This is a genomic window from Stenotrophomonas sp. JAI102 (assembly GCF_013409105.1).
Taxonomy (GTDB): domain Bacteria; phylum Pseudomonadota; class Gammaproteobacteria; order Xanthomonadales; family Xanthomonadaceae; genus Stenotrophomonas; species Stenotrophomonas maltophilia_AA.
Genome location: NZ_JACCCI010000002.1, coordinates 626,092 through 641,234, shown reverse-complemented (window position 1 = coordinate 641,234; position 15,143 = coordinate 626,092). Strand labels below are relative to the sequence as shown.

Annotated in this window: 15 protein-coding genes; 7 read left to right on the top strand and 8 right to left on the bottom strand. The window is 67.0% G+C overall.

All coding sequences use genetic code 11. The annotated features are described in order from the left end of the window. Nucleotides 1-58: 58 nt before the first annotated feature. From HDC96_RS11505 to HDC96_RS11495, 3 genes are all read right to left on the bottom strand, one after another. Nucleotides 59-598: a DUF924 family protein gene (locus HDC96_RS11505; RefSeq protein ID WP_179460091.1), complete on the bottom strand. Its 540-nt coding sequence runs from the start codon at nucleotides 596-598 to the stop codon at nucleotides 59-61. Between the two features lie 52 nt (nucleotides 599-650). Beyond that, nucleotides 651-1,427: an AMP nucleosidase gene (locus HDC96_RS11500; RefSeq protein WP_179460090.1), complete on the bottom strand. Its 777-nt coding sequence runs from the start codon at nucleotides 1,425-1,427 to the stop codon at nucleotides 651-653. Between the two features lie 109 nt (nucleotides 1,428-1,536). Beyond that, nucleotides 1,537-5,106 (bottom strand): autotransporter serine protease, encoded by a 3,570-nt coding sequence (locus HDC96_RS11495; RefSeq protein ID WP_179460089.1) that lies wholly within the window; start codon nucleotides 5,104-5,106, stop codon nucleotides 1,537-1,539. Nucleotides 5,107-5,356: 250 nt separating this feature from the next. Between HDC96_RS11495 and HDC96_RS11490 the strand changes: the two genes are divergently transcribed. From HDC96_RS11490 to HDC96_RS11470, 5 genes are all read left to right on the top strand, one after another. Further along, nucleotides 5,357-6,763, top strand: coding sequence for an amidohydrolase (locus HDC96_RS11490; RefSeq protein WP_179460088.1), 1,407 nt, complete (start codon nucleotides 5,357-5,359; stop codon nucleotides 6,761-6,763). After that, nucleotides 6,760-8,040 (top strand): amidohydrolase family protein, encoded by a 1,281-nt coding sequence (locus HDC96_RS11485; RefSeq protein ID WP_179460087.1) that lies wholly within the window; start codon nucleotides 6,760-6,762, stop codon nucleotides 8,038-8,040. Before HDC96_RS11490 ends, HDC96_RS11485 begins: the two co-directional genes overlap by 4 nt. A 76-nt stretch (nucleotides 8,041-8,116) precedes the next feature. After that, nucleotides 8,117-8,746 (top strand): DsbA family protein, encoded by a 630-nt coding sequence (locus HDC96_RS11480; RefSeq protein WP_179460086.1) that lies wholly within the window; start codon nucleotides 8,117-8,119, stop codon nucleotides 8,744-8,746. Nucleotides 8,747-8,835: 89 nt separating this feature from the next. Further along, the gene (locus tag HDC96_RS11475; protein ID WP_179460085.1) at nucleotides 8,836-9,780 is read left to right on the top strand and encodes a DegV family protein; all 945 of its coding nucleotides are present in this window, start codon (nucleotides 8,836-8,838) and stop codon (nucleotides 9,778-9,780) included. Between the two features lie 64 nt (nucleotides 9,781-9,844). Next, on the top strand, nucleotides 9,845-10,183 hold the full coding sequence (locus HDC96_RS11470) for a hypothetical protein (RefSeq protein ID WP_179460084.1): 339 nt from the start codon (nucleotides 9,845-9,847) through the stop codon (nucleotides 10,181-10,183). Nucleotides 10,184-10,246: 63 nt separating this feature from the next. Here the strand turns inward: HDC96_RS11470 and HDC96_RS11465 are convergent, their stop codons facing one another. The 4 genes from HDC96_RS11465 to HDC96_RS11450 all read right to left on the bottom strand — a co-directional run bounded on the left by HDC96_RS11465 (nucleotide 10,247) and on the right by HDC96_RS11450 (nucleotide 14,177). Then, on the bottom strand, nucleotides 10,247-11,668 hold the full coding sequence (locus HDC96_RS11465) for a diguanylate cyclase (RefSeq protein ID WP_179460083.1): 1,422 nt from the start codon (nucleotides 11,666-11,668) through the stop codon (nucleotides 10,247-10,249). A gap of 189 nt (nucleotides 11,669-11,857) precedes the next feature. Beyond that, entirely contained in the window at nucleotides 11,858-12,688 is an 831-nt protein-coding gene (gene fghA, locus HDC96_RS11460; RefSeq protein WP_179460082.1) for an S-formylglutathione hydrolase, read from the bottom strand. A gap of 48 nt (nucleotides 12,689-12,736) precedes the next feature. After that, nucleotides 12,737-13,846, bottom strand: coding sequence for an S-(hydroxymethyl)glutathione dehydrogenase/class III alcohol dehydrogenase (locus HDC96_RS11455; RefSeq protein WP_179460081.1), 1,110 nt, complete (start codon nucleotides 13,844-13,846; stop codon nucleotides 12,737-12,739). Nucleotides 13,847-13,901: 55 nt separating this feature from the next. Continuing rightward, the gene (locus HDC96_RS11450; RefSeq protein WP_179460080.1) at nucleotides 13,902-14,177 is read right to left on the bottom strand and encodes a metal/formaldehyde-sensitive transcriptional repressor; all 276 of its coding nucleotides are present in this window, start codon (nucleotides 14,175-14,177) and stop codon (nucleotides 13,902-13,904) included. A gap of 163 nt (nucleotides 14,178-14,340) precedes the next feature. Here HDC96_RS11450 and HDC96_RS11445 point away from each other — a divergent pair, with 163 nt between their 5' ends. Both HDC96_RS11445 and HDC96_RS11440 read left to right on the top strand, forming a co-directional pair. Beyond that, nucleotides 14,341-14,562, top strand: a complete 222-nt coding sequence (locus HDC96_RS11445) for a hypothetical protein (protein WP_179460079.1) — start codon at nucleotides 14,341-14,343, stop codon at nucleotides 14,560-14,562. Continuing rightward, entirely contained in the window at nucleotides 14,541-14,702 is a 162-nt protein-coding gene (locus HDC96_RS11440; protein WP_179460078.1) for a hypothetical protein, read from the top strand. Before HDC96_RS11445 ends, HDC96_RS11440 begins: the two co-directional genes overlap by 22 nt. A gap of 33 nt (nucleotides 14,703-14,735) precedes the next feature. On the opposite strand, the gene HDC96_RS11435 is transcribed toward HDC96_RS11440, so the two are convergent. Further along, nucleotides 14,736-15,122 (bottom strand): hypothetical protein, encoded by a 387-nt coding sequence (locus HDC96_RS11435; protein WP_179460077.1) that lies wholly within the window; start codon nucleotides 15,120-15,122, stop codon nucleotides 14,736-14,738. Between the last annotated feature and the right edge of the window lie 21 nt (nucleotides 15,123-15,143).

Here is a 15,143-nt window from a genome sequence, read left to right as displayed (position 1 = left end):
CGCGATACGAAAAACGCCGGCATTGCCGGCGTTTTTTTGTTCGTGGCGGCGGTGGCGTTCATCCCGCAAACCCACCTTCGGCCAGGTAATCCAGCTCTTCCGGCGTCGGCATCCGCCCCAGCACCGCGTTGCGGTGCGGGAAACGGCCGAAGCGCCGGATGATGTCGCGGTGCAGTTCGGCGTACTGCAGGTATTCCTTGTCGCCCAGCGCATCGAACATCGCCACCGAGCGCTCCTGGTCCTGCGGATCCTCGGAGTGCTCGAACGGCAGGTAGATGAAGGCCCGCAGCTTGGGCACCAGCTGCAGGTCCAGGCCCTCCTCCACCGCACGCATGGCGTAGTGACGCGCCAGGCCATCGGTGGCGTAGGAATGCGCCGTCTCGCGGAAGCAGTTGCGCGGGAACTGGTCGAGCAGGATCATCAGCGCCAGCGCGCCATCGGCGCTGCTGAGCCAATGCTCGCGCGCGCGGCGGGCAGCGGCGAAATGCTCTTCCTGGAACTGCTGGCGAAACCGCGCATCGAACGCGTCATCGCGCGCGAACCACTGCTGCGGTCCGGCGTCGCGCCAGAACTCCACTACTTGTGCCGCCACGTCCATTCACTACCCCTGTGGATGGCACGCCCCAAGACGTCCATCCGTTCCATTGCCGTTACTCGTCAAAACGCAGGTGGCGGACCGACTTGCCGTTGCGCCGTATCAGCTTAAGCGCCTCGATACCAATCTGGATATGGTTCTCGACGAACTGTGAGCTGACCTTGGCATCGGAGACCTCGGTCTTCACGCCGTCGGGAATCATCGGCTGGTCGGACACCAACAGCAAGGCCCCGATCGGGATGTGGTTGGCAAAACCGGCCGCGAACAGGGTCGCCGTCTCCATGTCGATGGCCATGCAGCGCATCACCCGGAGCTTTTCCTTGAAGGCCTCGTCGTGCTCCCAGACCCGGCGGTTGGTGGTGTAGACGGTGCCGGTCCAGTAGTCGTGGCCGAGGTCGCGGACCATGGTCGAGACCGCCCGCTGCAGGGCAAAGGCCGGCAGGGCCGGGACTTCCGGCGGCAGGTAGTCGCTGGAGGTGCCCTCGCCGCGGATCGCGGCGATCGGCAGGATCAGGTCGCCCAGCTGGTTCTTGCGCTTGAGCCCCCCGCACTTGCCCAGGAACAGCACCGCCTTGGGCATCACCGCCGACAGCAGGTCCATGATGATCGCCGCGTTCGGGCTGCCCATGCCGAAGTTGATCAGGGTGATGTCATCGCTGGTGACACTGGCCATCGGCCGGTCAGCGCCCTGGATGGGCGCGCCGGTGAGCTGGGAAAACGTATGCAGGTAGCCACCGAAATTGGTCAGCAGGATGTGCTGGCCGAACTGATCCAGCGGCACGCCGGTGTAACGCGGCAGCCAGTTTTCTACGATGTCCTGTTTGGTTTTCATGGGGGATTGCCTGCGGTCGTGCTGAGGCGGCAATTTTGCGCGAGATCAACGAATACGCAAGAAAAAGGCGGCCAGTGGCCGCCTTTTTCGGTTTACCGGTACCGCTGGATCAGAACTGCACGGACCAGCGCGCGGTGACGCTGCGGTCGCGGGCGTCATCACCGAAGGTGCCGTTGTAGCCCAGCTCCAGCTGGTTGCGCGGGCTCAGCCAGGCCGACAGGCCCAGCTCGGCGACCACGGCGTTGTCGGCGATCGCCGCACCGCTGACCGCGAAGCTGCTGCCACCGGTCCAGGCCAGCTCGGCGACCTGGCTGCGGTCACCCGAGGCACGGCGGTAGCCGACGCCACCGCGGACATGCAGCCAGCTTTCCTGCTGCCACGAGGTCTTCAGGCCCTTGTCGAACCGAACGCCGGCGGTCGCCACGTTGGTGCGGGTGTCGGCGACCTGGCCGTTCAGTGCAGCAGCGCCGCCCTGTTCGGTGATGCCGTCCATGTCCACTTCAACGCGCGCGAACTGCAGGTACGGCTCCAGGCCACCTTCGCGACCACCGAAGCGGTACGCGCCTTCGATGAAGCCCTGGCGGGTGGTGGCGTCGTACCTGGCCGACAGCGCGTCCTGGTAGCCGGCAAACGTCAGCTGACGCTTGCTGTCCACGTCATGACGGGAATAACCCAGACCGGCGCGCAGACCGAACGCCCCCCACTGGTTGCCCACGTAGGCACCGAAGTGGGTGTTGTCGATCTCCGAACGGGCGCCGCGACCGGCCGCCTGCTTGATGTCGGTCCGGCCGGTACCGACCAGCCCACCGACCTGCCAACCACCGCCGAACACATGATCGGCACCGACCAGCAGACCATTGCTGTTGGAGTCGGTGCGCGCGGCATTGGCATCGCCGTCGAGCTTGCCGCTGCCACCGATCGCCTGCACCCACGCGCCGCCACCGGCCACTTCATCCGCGGCACCCGGCGAACGCACGCCCACGGCACGGCTCAGCGCCGCATCACGCAGGTAACGGCTGCTTTCGACCAGCGCCATCGGCGTGGCGGCATGGATCTCACCACTCAGCGCATCCAGCGCCGCACCGACCTGGGCCGGGAACAGCTGGGTCAGCGGCCTGGGCAGGCCCTGGTTGATGGCCAGGCCATCGGCGCTGGTGGCCACCGCGATCTGGTTCGGCGTGACCGCGGCGCTGGCCAGCGCGTTGCCACGGGCGACGTCGATGCGCAGGCCATTGGCGCTGTAGCCCAGGCTGAACTTCAGGAACGGCGAGAAGGCCGAGAAGTCGGTCGTGGCGAACTGGCCGTTGATGCCACCGGCGGCCTGCAGGAAGTTGAACTGCTCACCGAGGTAGTAGACGCCGGCTTCCGGCAGTGCCTTCAGGGTGCCATCCAGCGTGGCCGTACCGGTGACGCGCAGCAGATCGCTGCGGCTGCCCGGGGCCAGCTCGGCCTGGTAGATGCCGCTGGCGGTCTGCACGTAATCGCCGTTGATGGTCAGCGTGCCGATCGAGTTGCCCGGCGCGATGATGCCCTCCACGCGCGTGCTGCCCAGCGTGCCCACGCCCTTCAGCGTGCCCTTGGCGCCGACCACGGTCGAGCCATCCTGCTGCACGCCGTTGAACGACACGGTGCCGGCGGAGACGAACAGGTCCGACCCGTCCAGCAGTCCACCGGCAGTGACAGCGGTGGTGCCGGCCGAGGTCAGCGTGCTGTCGACCAGACGCCCGTTGAGCACGAAGCTGCCGCCGCTGCCGACGGTGGTGTCAGCGTCCTGCTGCAGGCCGTTGAAGGTGACCGAACCGCCGGTCACGTTGAGGGACGAGCCATCCAGCACACCGGTGCTGGAGATCACGCTGCTGCCACCCAGGCTGTTGAGCGTGGTGGACACCAGGCTGCCGTTGAGCAGGAACTGACCGCCCTGCACGTCGACCGAGGCGGTCAGTGCGTTGGCGCCGTCCAGCTCCAGCACACCCTCGCGCACGACCGCACCGTTGAAGCTGTTGTCGCCGCTCAGACGCAGCCAGCCGATGCCCGACTTGGTCAGCTTGCCCGGGCCGCCGATGTCATTGGTCCAGTCGTCCCATGCTTCGCCTTCCCACACCTTCAGGCCGCCGGCCTTCTGGTTCATGACCACGTCGGTGTCCACGCGCAGCAGGCCGTAGCCTTCGATGGCCTTGCGCAGGTCGAGCAGGCCCCAGCCGTAGACGTCGTCCACGCCGACGGCACCGAGATCGGTTGCGGTCGTCAGCAGCACGTCGCGTACCTGCGCGTTGCTCAGGTACGGGAAGCGTTCGAACAGCAGGCCCAGTGCACCGGTGACGTGCGGGGCTGCCATCGAGGTACCGCTCAAGTCGCGGTAGGATGACGTAGGGACTTGGCCGTTGATCTCCAGAACCAAATTGCCGTCTTCGTCGTACAGATCGGCGTCGATCTGAGAGTCAGCACCATAGACCGTGGACTTGATGACAGACCCCGGTGCCGCCAGGCACCAATTGGCCGCCAGTCCGCAGCGCATGGAGCTGTTGCTCAGTTCACTGTCTTGGTTGACGTTGACCACGGCCAGCCAGTACTGCTCGATATCGGCAATGGCACGCGGCAGCGAGGCATACATGCCGGCGATGGGCGCCTGCTCCGGAGAGGGATTGGCCGCGTCGGTATTGCCTGCGGCCCATACCTGGATCAAACCGCGGCTGCGAGAGCCTTCGGCCATGGCAGCCAATGCATCGGCAAACACCGGATGCGACTGGTAGAAGTCCAGCATGTCCGCGCTGTCCGGCTCGGTGGCCAGGCCCCAGCTGTGGTTGACCGCGCGCACGCCCTGCTCATTGAGCTGCGCGTACAACTGAGGGTAGATCGAATCGGATGCACCGATCCCGGCAACGTTCTGCGAATCTAGGTAAAGGTTGCCACCAATGTTGACCACCGAGAGGTAGCTCACACTGTTGAAGAACAAGCGCGCCACGCTCAGATCGGCACCGAATGCCACACCATGGGTACCGCTGCCGTCACGATTGGCGGCGATGGTACCTGAGACATGGGTACCGTGAATCTGATAGCTGGCGCCTTCGTAGTAGCCGTTCCTGTTGAGCAGCGCCGCATACGCTGGATCCAGGATCTGGTAGTCAACCGCCACTTGGTCGCCATCACTGCTAAAGCATGCGTCCGGGCCATCCACCACGGTCGTATTGCCGCACAGACTGCCGTCCGGCAGCACATCCGCCAAGTGAATGCTGCGGTGGTCCTTGCCGACGAACTCGTCGTGGTCAAGGCCGGTACCGGAGTCGAACACGCCCAGTCGGATGCCCTTACCAGTCAGGCCGCGCGCGTACGCAGCGTCGGCATTGATTGCTTTCAGGCCCCAATCGGCCTTGAACTCCTCACTGCGCCAGCTTTCCAGATCGCCGGGCTCACCCATCATCGGGCCGTTCGGGACGGCGTTCGGGCCAACCGACGCCGCCGGAATGCCAAAGGTGGTCGCCAGCGAGACGCTCTGCAGATCACGGCCGAATGCGGCGGACTGCTCGGCGCGCTGCTGCTGGTAGCGCTGGAGGGCATCGCTGGTGGGGCTGGCCAAGGCCGGGACGGCAATGGCGGCGAGCAGGGTGCCGGTGATGGCGGAAGCCAACAGGGTGGGCGACAGGCGGCGGGCGGCCGCGCGGGACGTCGATTTCTGGTTCATGTACTCAGAACTTCCTTGATCGGGTTCGAAATTCGGCAAGGGGCGAGCTGACATGGAGCATTTCGATCAGCTATCGGTGGCGCCAACTAGCCCACACCCAGCCTATCGCAAAATTCATGGAAAGTTCACAATTGTTTCGCATAAGGATGCTAGGCCACATTTGATAAAAATAGGTAAAAGGTCACTTGGCAAGCTGGCCCTCTCGCGGATAGCGTCGAGGAATTGTGTCCATGCGGCATCGGGGAGAACCATGCAGAAGTTGTTGAGCGTCGGCGTTGGCCTGGCGTTGATGTCGATCGTGTCCGGGCCGGCGCCTGCCGCCTCCCGGTTCGTCCAGGATCCGTATCCCAGCACGTACGCGCCGATGCGCTCGGCCCCGGTGCTGATCCGCAATGCCACGGTGCTCACCGGCACCGGCGTGCGCATGGACAACGCCGATGTCCTGCTGCAGGACGGCCGCATCGCGGCGGTCGGCCCCAACCTGAGTGCACCGGCCGATGCGGTCCGCGTCGACGGCCAGGGCAAGTGGGTCACCCCCGGCATCATCGATGTGCACTCGCACCTGGGCGTGTATCCCAGCCCGGGCGTGAGCGCGCACAGCGACGGCAACGAGATGACCGCGCCCGTCACCGCCAACGTCTGGGCCGAACACTCGGTGTGGCCGCAGGACCCGGGCTTCGCTGCGGCGCTGGCCGGTGGGGTGACCTCGATGCAGGTGCTGCCCGGCTCGGCCAACCTGGTCGGCGGCCGCGGCGTGACGTTGAAGAACGTGCCCGCCACCACCTACCAGGCGATGAAGTTCCCCGGCGCGCCGTGGGGCCTGAAGATGGCCTGCGGCGAGAATCCCAAGCGCGTCTACGGCGGCAAGGGCACCGCGCCGGGCACGCGCATGGGCAACGTTGCCGGCTATCGCGCGGCCTTCATCGATGCCAGCGAGTACATCGCCAAGAACACCCCGAAGCAGCCGAAGAAGAAGCGCTGGTTCAGTGGCGATGACAAGGGCGACAGCGCCGGCGACAGCGGCGGCAAGCGCGATCTGAAGCTGGATACGCTGGCCGGCGCGATCCAGGGCGACATCCGCGTACACATCCACTGCTACCGCGCCGATGAAATGGCCACGATGCTGGATCTGTCCAGGGAATTCGGCTTCAAGATCGCCGCCTTCCACCACGCAGTGGAGGCCTACAAACTGGCTGACCGGCTCGCCGAGGAAGGCGTGTGCGGGGCGCTGTGGGCCGACTGGTGGGGCTTCAAGATGGAGGCTTTCGATGGCATCCAGGAGAACATCGCCCTGGTCGACCGCCCGGCCAACAGCTGCGCGATCGTGCACTCGGATTCGCCCGAAGGCATCCAGCGCTTGAACCAGGAAGCGGCCAAGGTGATCGCCAACGCACGCCGCGCCGGGATCGAGATCGCCCCGGAGCGGGCCATGATGTGGCTGACCTCCAACGCGGCGCGCTCGCTGGGCGTGGAGAAGCAGACCGGCAGCCTGGAGGCGGGCAAGATGGGTGACGTGGTGGTCTGGAATGGCAGCCCCTTCAGTTCGTACGCGCTGGCCGAAAAGGTTTATGTCGACGGCCACCAGGTCTATGACCGCCAGGATGTGAGGCGGCAGCCGCTGTCGGACTTCATGCTCGGCCAGGAGGCACGCCCATGAGCCGCCGCGTCTCGATGCGCCTGCTTCCGCGGGCCCTGCTGTTGATCGCCGGTGCCTGCGTGGCACCGGCGTTGTTCGCGCAGGATCTGCTGATCCGCAATGCCACCGTGCACACCGCCGCCGCACGCGGCAGCCTGGAACACAGCGATGTGCTGATCCAGGGCGGCGTGATCCGCGCGGTCGGCCCGGGCCTGTCGGCGCCGGCCGGTGTGGCCGTGGTCGACGCCGCGGGCAAGCCGCTGACCCCGGCGCTGTTCGGCGGCATCACCGACATCGGCATCGAGGAAGTCTCCGGGGAATCGGCCACGGTGGACAGCACGCTCAAGCTGGAAGACCAGCCGCTGCGGCCGGAGTTCGACGTCTCCCTGGCCTTCAATCCGGACTCGGTGCTGATCCCGGTCGCACGACTGGATGGCATCGGCTTCACCCTGCTCGGGGCCAACACGGGCGGCGGTTTCATCGCCGGCCAAGGGGGCGTGATGCGGCTGGACGGCAGCGCCGATCCGGTCGGCCCGCAGGCGTTGTTCATCCGTCTCGGCGCGTCCGGCGCGGAGCTCACCGGCACCTCGCGCGCCGCGCAGTGGATGCTGCTGGAACAGATGGTCAGCGAGGCGCGCGGGCGCGTCCCGGCCGACTCGCCGCATGCCCTGCTGACGCCCGCCGGACGCGCCACGCTGGCGCGTTACCTGGCCGGCCAGGGCCGGATCGTGGTGCAGGTCGACCGCGCCGCCGACATCCGCCAGCTGCTGCGCTGGGCCGCGCGTGAGAAGGTCAGGATCGCCATCGCCGGCGGTGCCGAGGCCTGGCGCCTGGCCCCGCAGCTGGCCCAGGCCGGCGTGCCGGTGTTCGTCGACGGGCTGGGCAACCTGCCGAGCAGCTTCGACCAGCTCGGCGCGACCCTGCAGAACGCCGCGCGGCTGAAGGCAGCCGGCGTCCCGGTCAGCTTCGCCCAGCGCGACGATGCCTCGCACAACGCGCGCAAGATGCGCCAGCTGGCCGGCAATGCGGTGGCCAACGGGTTGCCCTGGGACGATGGCCTGGCCGGCCTGACCCGGGTCCCGGCCCAGGCGCTGGGCGTCGGCGACCGTCTCGGCACCATCGAGCCGGGCAAGCTGGCCGACCTGGTGCTTTGGGAGGGGGATCCGCTGGATGTCGGTCACTACGCCGAGCAGGTCTGGCTGGGCGGCCGTGCGATGCCGATGCGCTCGCGCCAGACCGATCTGCGCGACCGCTACCAGGCGCCAGCCTCCACCGAACCACGCGCATACTCGCGCTGAGCCCCTGCACAGGGCCGCTGCCTGCGGCGGCCCTGCGTTCGGCGACCCTGTCGTCCTGCCCCGTGAGCACCTGACCATGGCCCTGCGCTGGTACTTCGATTTCGTCTCACCGTTCGCCTATCTGCACTGGCAGCAGCTCAAGGCCTTGCCGCAGTTCAAGCGCATCGTGCCGGTGCCGATCGCCTTCGGCGCGGTGCTGCATCACCTGGGCAACCTCGGCCCGGCCGAGATTCCGGCCAAGCGGCTTTTCACCTATCGGCAGGCGTTGTGGCAGGCGCGCAGTGCCGGGGTGACGCTGCGGTTTCCGCCGGGCCATCCGTTCAACCCGCTGGCGGTGCTGCGCCTGTGCCTGGCCGCCGGCGCCACCCACGAGACGGTCGACCTCCTGTTCAACTGGATCTGGCGCGACGGCCATGCCGGCGACAGCGCCGCGGCGCTCGCCCTGCCCGGGGCGATGCTGGACATCGCCGATGTCGCCGCGGCGATCAGCGCGCCCTCGGTCAAGGAGGACCTGCGGCGTAATACCGATGCCGCGTTGGCCGCCGGGGTATTCGGCGTCCCGACGCTGGCGATCGGGAGCGAGCTGTTCTGGGGCAACGACGCGCACCCGCTGATGCAGGCCGTACTGGCCGATCCCAGCCTGCTCGAGCAGGGCGAATGGGCCCGGATCGTGGACCTGCCGGTGGCCGTCGAGCGCAGCCGCTGAGGTCGTTCCGCCTCCCCGGTCAGGCAAAGCATCTCGTTTTGAGATAGCGTTCACGTTTCCGAACCTACAACCTGCCGGAGGGGCACAGGATGCGCATCGGAATCGTGGTCGACTCTGCGTGCGATCTGCCGCAGGATTTCATTGAACAACACAACATCGTGCTGCTGCCGATCACCGTCCGCATTGGCGAGGCCGTGCTGGCCGACCATCGCGACGAACAGGCCACACTGAGTTTCCTGCATGCCCACGTCGCCGAGCATGGCGCCGAGGCCGAGACCATTCCCTTCAGCGTCAACCAGATCCGGGATCTGTTCCTGGGCAAGCTGGTGATCGATTACGACCATGTGTTCTGCATGACGATCACCAAGACCCGCAGCCCGATCCACGACAACGCGATGCAGGCCAGCTTCGCGATCCTCAACGACTACAAGCCGGTGCGACAGGCGGCGGGCTTCAACTCGCCGTTCGCGCTGCGCGTGCTCGATACCCAGAACCTGTTCGCCGCCCAGGGCGTGACCGCGGTCGAAGCAGTCCGCCTGCGCGACAGCGGCGCGAGCGTGCAGCAGATCCGTGAGCGGCTGGAATTGCTGGCGCACAACGTGCATGGCTACATGATCACCCGCGATCTGTACTACATGCGCGCCCGGGCACGGCACAAGGGCGACCGCAGCGTCGGCCTGATCAGCGCCGCGCTGGGCAGTGCGCTGGACATCAAGCCGGTGCTGCATGGCTACCGTGGCGAGACCGGGCCGGTGGCCAAGATCAAGGGCTTCGACAACGCGGTGCAGAAGCTGTTCGATTTCGTCGGGCAGCGGGTCAAGGCAGGCCTGATGACGCCGACGGTGTGCATCAGTTACGGCGGTGAGCTGGCCGACCTGCAGGCGCTGCCCGGTTATAGCGCGCTGCGCGAGACGTGCCAGGCGCATGGCGTGCAGGTGTTCGAGGCGGTGATGAGCCTCACCGGCATGGTCAACGTGGGCAAGGGCGCGGTGACGATCGGGTTTGCCGACGAGCCGCATACCTTCAGCGCCTGACCTCGTTCTGCACGCGGATTGCACCGCGTCTCTGCCAGCCTTGCCGCATTCAATGGAGGTAACCATGCCCGTAAGTTATGACATCAGCCTGCCGGACCCGGCCAAGGCACGCGGCAACGACCCGGACCTGTCCTTCCACGCCCAGGGCGCGGCGGGACTGGCCGAAGAACTTCAGAACGCCCTGCGCACCACGGTCCTGTTCGACCGCTGGCGCGCCAAGCAGGACGATCCCGACGCGGTCGATCCGCAGTGGGGCGCGACCGATCCGGCCGCCACCGTCACCGGTGCGCAGGATGATCTGCGGATCAACCTCGTCGCCACCACCAGCATCGACAGCGACGTGTTCAAGCAGCGGCTGCGCATGCTGGCCGGCAGTCACTGGGAACTGCGCAACGTCCGCTGAGCGAGGTTGCCCGCGCTGGCGGCGGCCACAGTGGCTGCCGCCAGCGAAGGGCGCGAGTGTCACTCAGCCCGGTTCGCCGCTCGCTTCCACCCGATTGCGCCCGCCCCGCTTGGCGGCGTACAACGCCGCATCTGCCGCTGCAAGCAATGCCTCAGGGTCGGCGTCCAGCACCAAGGGCACGGTCCCGACGCCGATGCTGATCGTCACCGGTCGGCCCGACGCGGCGGACGGCAACTGCAGCTGTTCCACCGCCTGGCGCATGCGCTCGGCCAGGGCCGGCGCGCCGTCCAGTGGCGACGAGGCCACCACCACCGCGAACTCCTCACCGCCATACCGGGCGACCAGATCGGTGCTGCGCACCGCACAGCCGGCCAGCGTCGCGGCGACCAGGCGCAGGCACTGGTCGCCGGCCGGGTGACCGTACCGGTCATTGAAGTCCTTGAAGCAGTCGATATCCACCATCAGCAATGCGATGCCCTGCCCGCTGCGCCGCGCCCGCTCCCACGCATCGCGCAGGCGCTGATCGAACTGCCGGCGGTTGGCCAAGCCGGTGAGGCTGTCGATCCGCGACAGCGCGTCGAGCTGGTCCTGGCGCGCGAACGAGTGCATCTGCATCAGCACGCCGCGTAGGCCCGAGCCCAGTGTGGCCAGCACGAACCCCGCCACGGCCAGGTATGGATGCTCGCGGACCATCAGGGCCGACACCACCATCAGCGACACCGCCAGGATCAGCGGGCTGCCGGCACGCACGGCCATCACCAGTGTGCGCGGTACGCGCACGTCGCCGCGTCGCGAACGTCGCAACGCCATCACCGCCAGCAACAGGAACGGTACGTCGATCAGCAGATCGATCCGCCCACCGTAGCTGCCTTCCGTGTCGACATGGTTGATGTACGCGGCCACGCCCAGGTACACCCAGGCGAACACGCACAGCGTGCGGAAGAAGACGCGCCGCGACGCGTCCTCGCTGGCCCGCCAGCGCAGCAGCGCGAAGCCGGCGATGAAGATGTTCTCCACATCGAACATCAGCCGCAGGTGCTCGATGCCCTCCTCGCCCGCATCGTTGAGCGTGGCGAAGGAGAACGTGTGGACGAAGAACAGGTAGCCGAGCAGCAGCGCGAGCAGCGCATCGATCAGGCTGAGATACCACGGCTCGTGCCGCGGATGGGCCATCGCGAAGGTGAGCGGCACGCCGTACAGCACATACAGCAGCATGCTCAGCCCCGGCGTCGCATCGGCGTTGCCGCGGCCGACCTCCTGGTACATGTTCAACGCCATGCCCGCGGCCCAGAGCCCCATCCCCAGCGCCATCGCGTACCAGCCGACGATCGACGCGCTGCGGCGGCCCCGCCACACACAGGCCAGCGCGGCCAGCAGGGGCGCCCCGATCAGGAACGCATAGGACACCGGCAGCGCATGCGCGGGCAGCAGCACCAGCGCGATGCCATGGCACAGCAGGTAAAGCACCGACAGCCAGACCACCATGCGGCGTCCCATCCCGATGCGGCGTTGCAACCAACATACAAGGTTGCCCGGCACCTGGGGATCAATTCAACCCGCGTTGACGGGGCGGAGCGATGCCCGCGCTGCCCCGGGAGGCCGGAAAGGTCGGACACAGCCCCTGCGCTCCCCACCACCAGGCGACTGCCCGGCAGAGGGGGGCGCGGTGGCGCGTCAGGCGTGCAACGCCTTGGCGTGATGCGCGATGTGCTCGCCGATGAAGCTGCTGATGAAGTAATAGCTGTGGTCGTAACCGGGCTGCAGGCGCAGCGTCAGCGGGTGACCGGCGGCGGTGCAGGCGGCCTGCAGCCACTGCGGCTGCAGCTGGCTGTCCAGGAATTCATCGCCACCGCCCTGGTCGACCAGCAACGGCAGGCGCTCGGTGGCCGTGGCGACCAGCTCGCTGGCATCCCACGCCGCCCAGCGGGTACGGTCCTCGCCGAGGTACGCGGCAAACGCCTTCTGGCCCCACGGCACGCGGGTCGGCGCGACGATCGGCGAGAACGCCGAGACGCTCCTGTAGCGACCGGGATTCTTCAACGCGATCACCAGTGCCCCATGACCGCCCATCGAGTGGCCACTGATGCCGCGCGCGCCCGTCACCGGGAAATGCGCCTCGATCCATGCCGGCAGTTCCTCCACCACGTAGTCGTACATGCGGTAGTGCGCGGCCCACGGCTGCTCGGTGGCGTTGAGATAGAAACCGGCGCCCTTGCCCAGGTCATAGCCCTCGGCATCGGCGACGTCATCACCGCGCGGGCTGGTGTCCGGCGCGACCAGGATCACGCCATGCTCGGCGGCGTAGCGCTGCGCCCCTGCCTTGGTAATGAAGTTCTGTTCGTTACAGGTCAGCCCGCTGAGCCAGTACAGCACCGGCAGTTTCTGCGTGGCGGCCTGCGGCGGCAGATACACGGCGACGTTCATGTCGCAGCCCAGCCCCTGCGAGGTGTGGCGGTAGACGTCCTGCCAACCGCCGGAGGCGGCGCGGTGTTCGATGCGTTCCATGGTGATTCTCCGTAGGGGCGGCGCGGATCACGCGCCGCCCTCAGTGATTCAGAAATGCACGACCGAGCGGATCGACTTGCCTTCATGCATCAGGTCGAACGCGTCGTTGATCTCGTCCAGGCCCATCGTGTGGGTCACGAACGGGGCCAGTTCGATGTCGCCCTTCATGGCATCTTCGACCATGCCCGGCAGCTGGCTGCGGCCCTTGACGCCACCGAAGGCGGTGCCCTTCCACGAGCGGCCGGTGACCAGCTGGAACGGACGGGTCGAGATTTCCTGGCCCGCGCCGGCCACGCCGATCACCACCGATTGGCCCCAGCCACGGTGCGCGCATTCCAGCGCCGCACGCATCACGTTGACGTTGCCGATGCACTCGAAGGTATGGTCCACGCCCCAGGTGGTCATCTCGACGATGACCTGCTGGATCGGCTTGTCATGATCCTTCGGGTTGACGCAGTCGGTCGCGCCGAACTGCCTGGCCAGTTCGAACTTGGACGGGTTGGTATCGATCGCGAAGATGCGGCCGGCCTTGGCCTGGCGCGCGCCCTGGATCACCGCCAGCCCGATGCCACCCAGGCCGAACACCGCCACCGAATCGCCCTCCTGCACCTTGGCGGTGTTGTGCACTGCGCCGATGCCGGTGGTCACACCGCAGCCGAGCAGGCACACGTGCTCCGGGTTGGCGTCGGGGTTGATCTTGGCCAGCGAGACTTCGGCGACCACGGTGTACTCGCTGAAGGTCGAGCAGCCCATGTAGTGGTAGATCGGCTCGCCGTTGTAGCTGAAGCGGGTGGTGCCATCGGGCATCACGCCCTTGCCCTGGGTGGCACGCACGGCCACGCACAGGTTGGTCTTGCCCGAGGTGCAGAACAGGCACTCGCCGCACTCGGCGGTGTACAGCGGGATCACATGATCGCCCGGCTTGACGCTGGTGACGCCCTCGCCCACTTCGACCACGATGCCGGCGCCTTCGTGGCCGAGCACGGCCGGGAACAGGCCTTCCGGATCATCGCCGGACAGCGTGAACGCGTCGGTGTGGCAGACACCGGTGTGGGTGATTTTTACCAGCACTTCGCCTTTCTGCGGCGGAGCGACATCGATCTCGACGATCTTGAGCGGTTCGCCAGCGGCGAAGGCAACGGCGGCACGGGATTTCATGGGGAGCACTCCAAGGCAGGGAACAAGGATGGGCAGTACGCGGTCGCCCGCACACTCATTTCAGATAGGACCGGATCAGCATGCTCATCTCGCGCACGCGCTCATCGCGCTGCGCATCGGATTGAGCGGGCTGCCCGAACTCTTCGCGCAGATGGGCTTCCATCACCTCAGACATCAGCCCGTTGACGGCACCGCGGATCGCGGCGATCTGCTGCAGCACCGGGCCGCACTCGGCGCCGGCGTCCAGCGCGCGGTCGAGCGCATCGCACTGGCCACGGATCCGACGGACCCGGGCGAGAACGCGCTTTTTTTCCTGCGGTGAATGGGGCATGGGGACCGAGGCCGGTTAACTATACTGGGGGTGAGTATACAGGAGCGAGGGAATCGGTGTCGTTGACAGGCCGCCCGCCGGGCAGGAACACTCCACAGCACACGCCGCACGCGTCAGCCGGCGTCATGGATGACATCGCTCTCCCCTTGCAGACGGACCTCTCATGCCAACGTTGCGCGCCGTACTTCCCTACCTCTGCTTCCTCGCCGGCGGCGCTTTCCTGGTGCGTGGCCTGGGCGTGCTGTCATCACGCTTGGCGGATACCACCGCGCAGACGGCGGCGTATGCCGATGGATATGCTGCCGGGCAGACCGCCGCGGGACTGCTGTTCGTTGGCGCAGCCGCGGGCCTGATCGCGCTGGGATGGCGCAGGCGTCGCCACTGACCATGCAGGCATCGGAAGCATCCACGCATGGCGTGGATCTACCCGTGATTCCCGTGATTCCCGTGATTCCCGTGATTCCCGTGATCGCGGTGATCGCGGTGATCGCGGTGATCCAACGAAGGGTGCATGGCATCCCGTGAAGTGCAGCGGAATGCGCCAGAACGCCGCCTTCCTCAGTGCTGCCGGGCCTTTCGGTCGTTTCGCCAGGCCAGGCACACCCGGACCACCAGCAGGGCGGCGAACGCCACGACCACGCCCTTGACCAGCGGCACCGACGCTGCGCCGGGCTGCGGCCAGAACGCCAGCCACACAAAGGCGGCCGCCAGGCCGCTGTAGGCCAGCAGCAGCAACCACTTGGCGGCACGCGCGGAAAACGGCAACGCAACGGCCGGCGCCGCCGCCAACAGAGCGGCCGCCACGGTGACCGTCCAACTGGCGCCGATCATCAGGGCGATAGTGACCGCCACACAGACCAGGAGCAGTGCGCCGATGATGACGAAATACGCCAGCAGCCAGGAAACAAGCAGGTCGAACAGCTTCCGATTGTGCATCCCTTCCATGTGCCATCTCCTTCTGGTCAT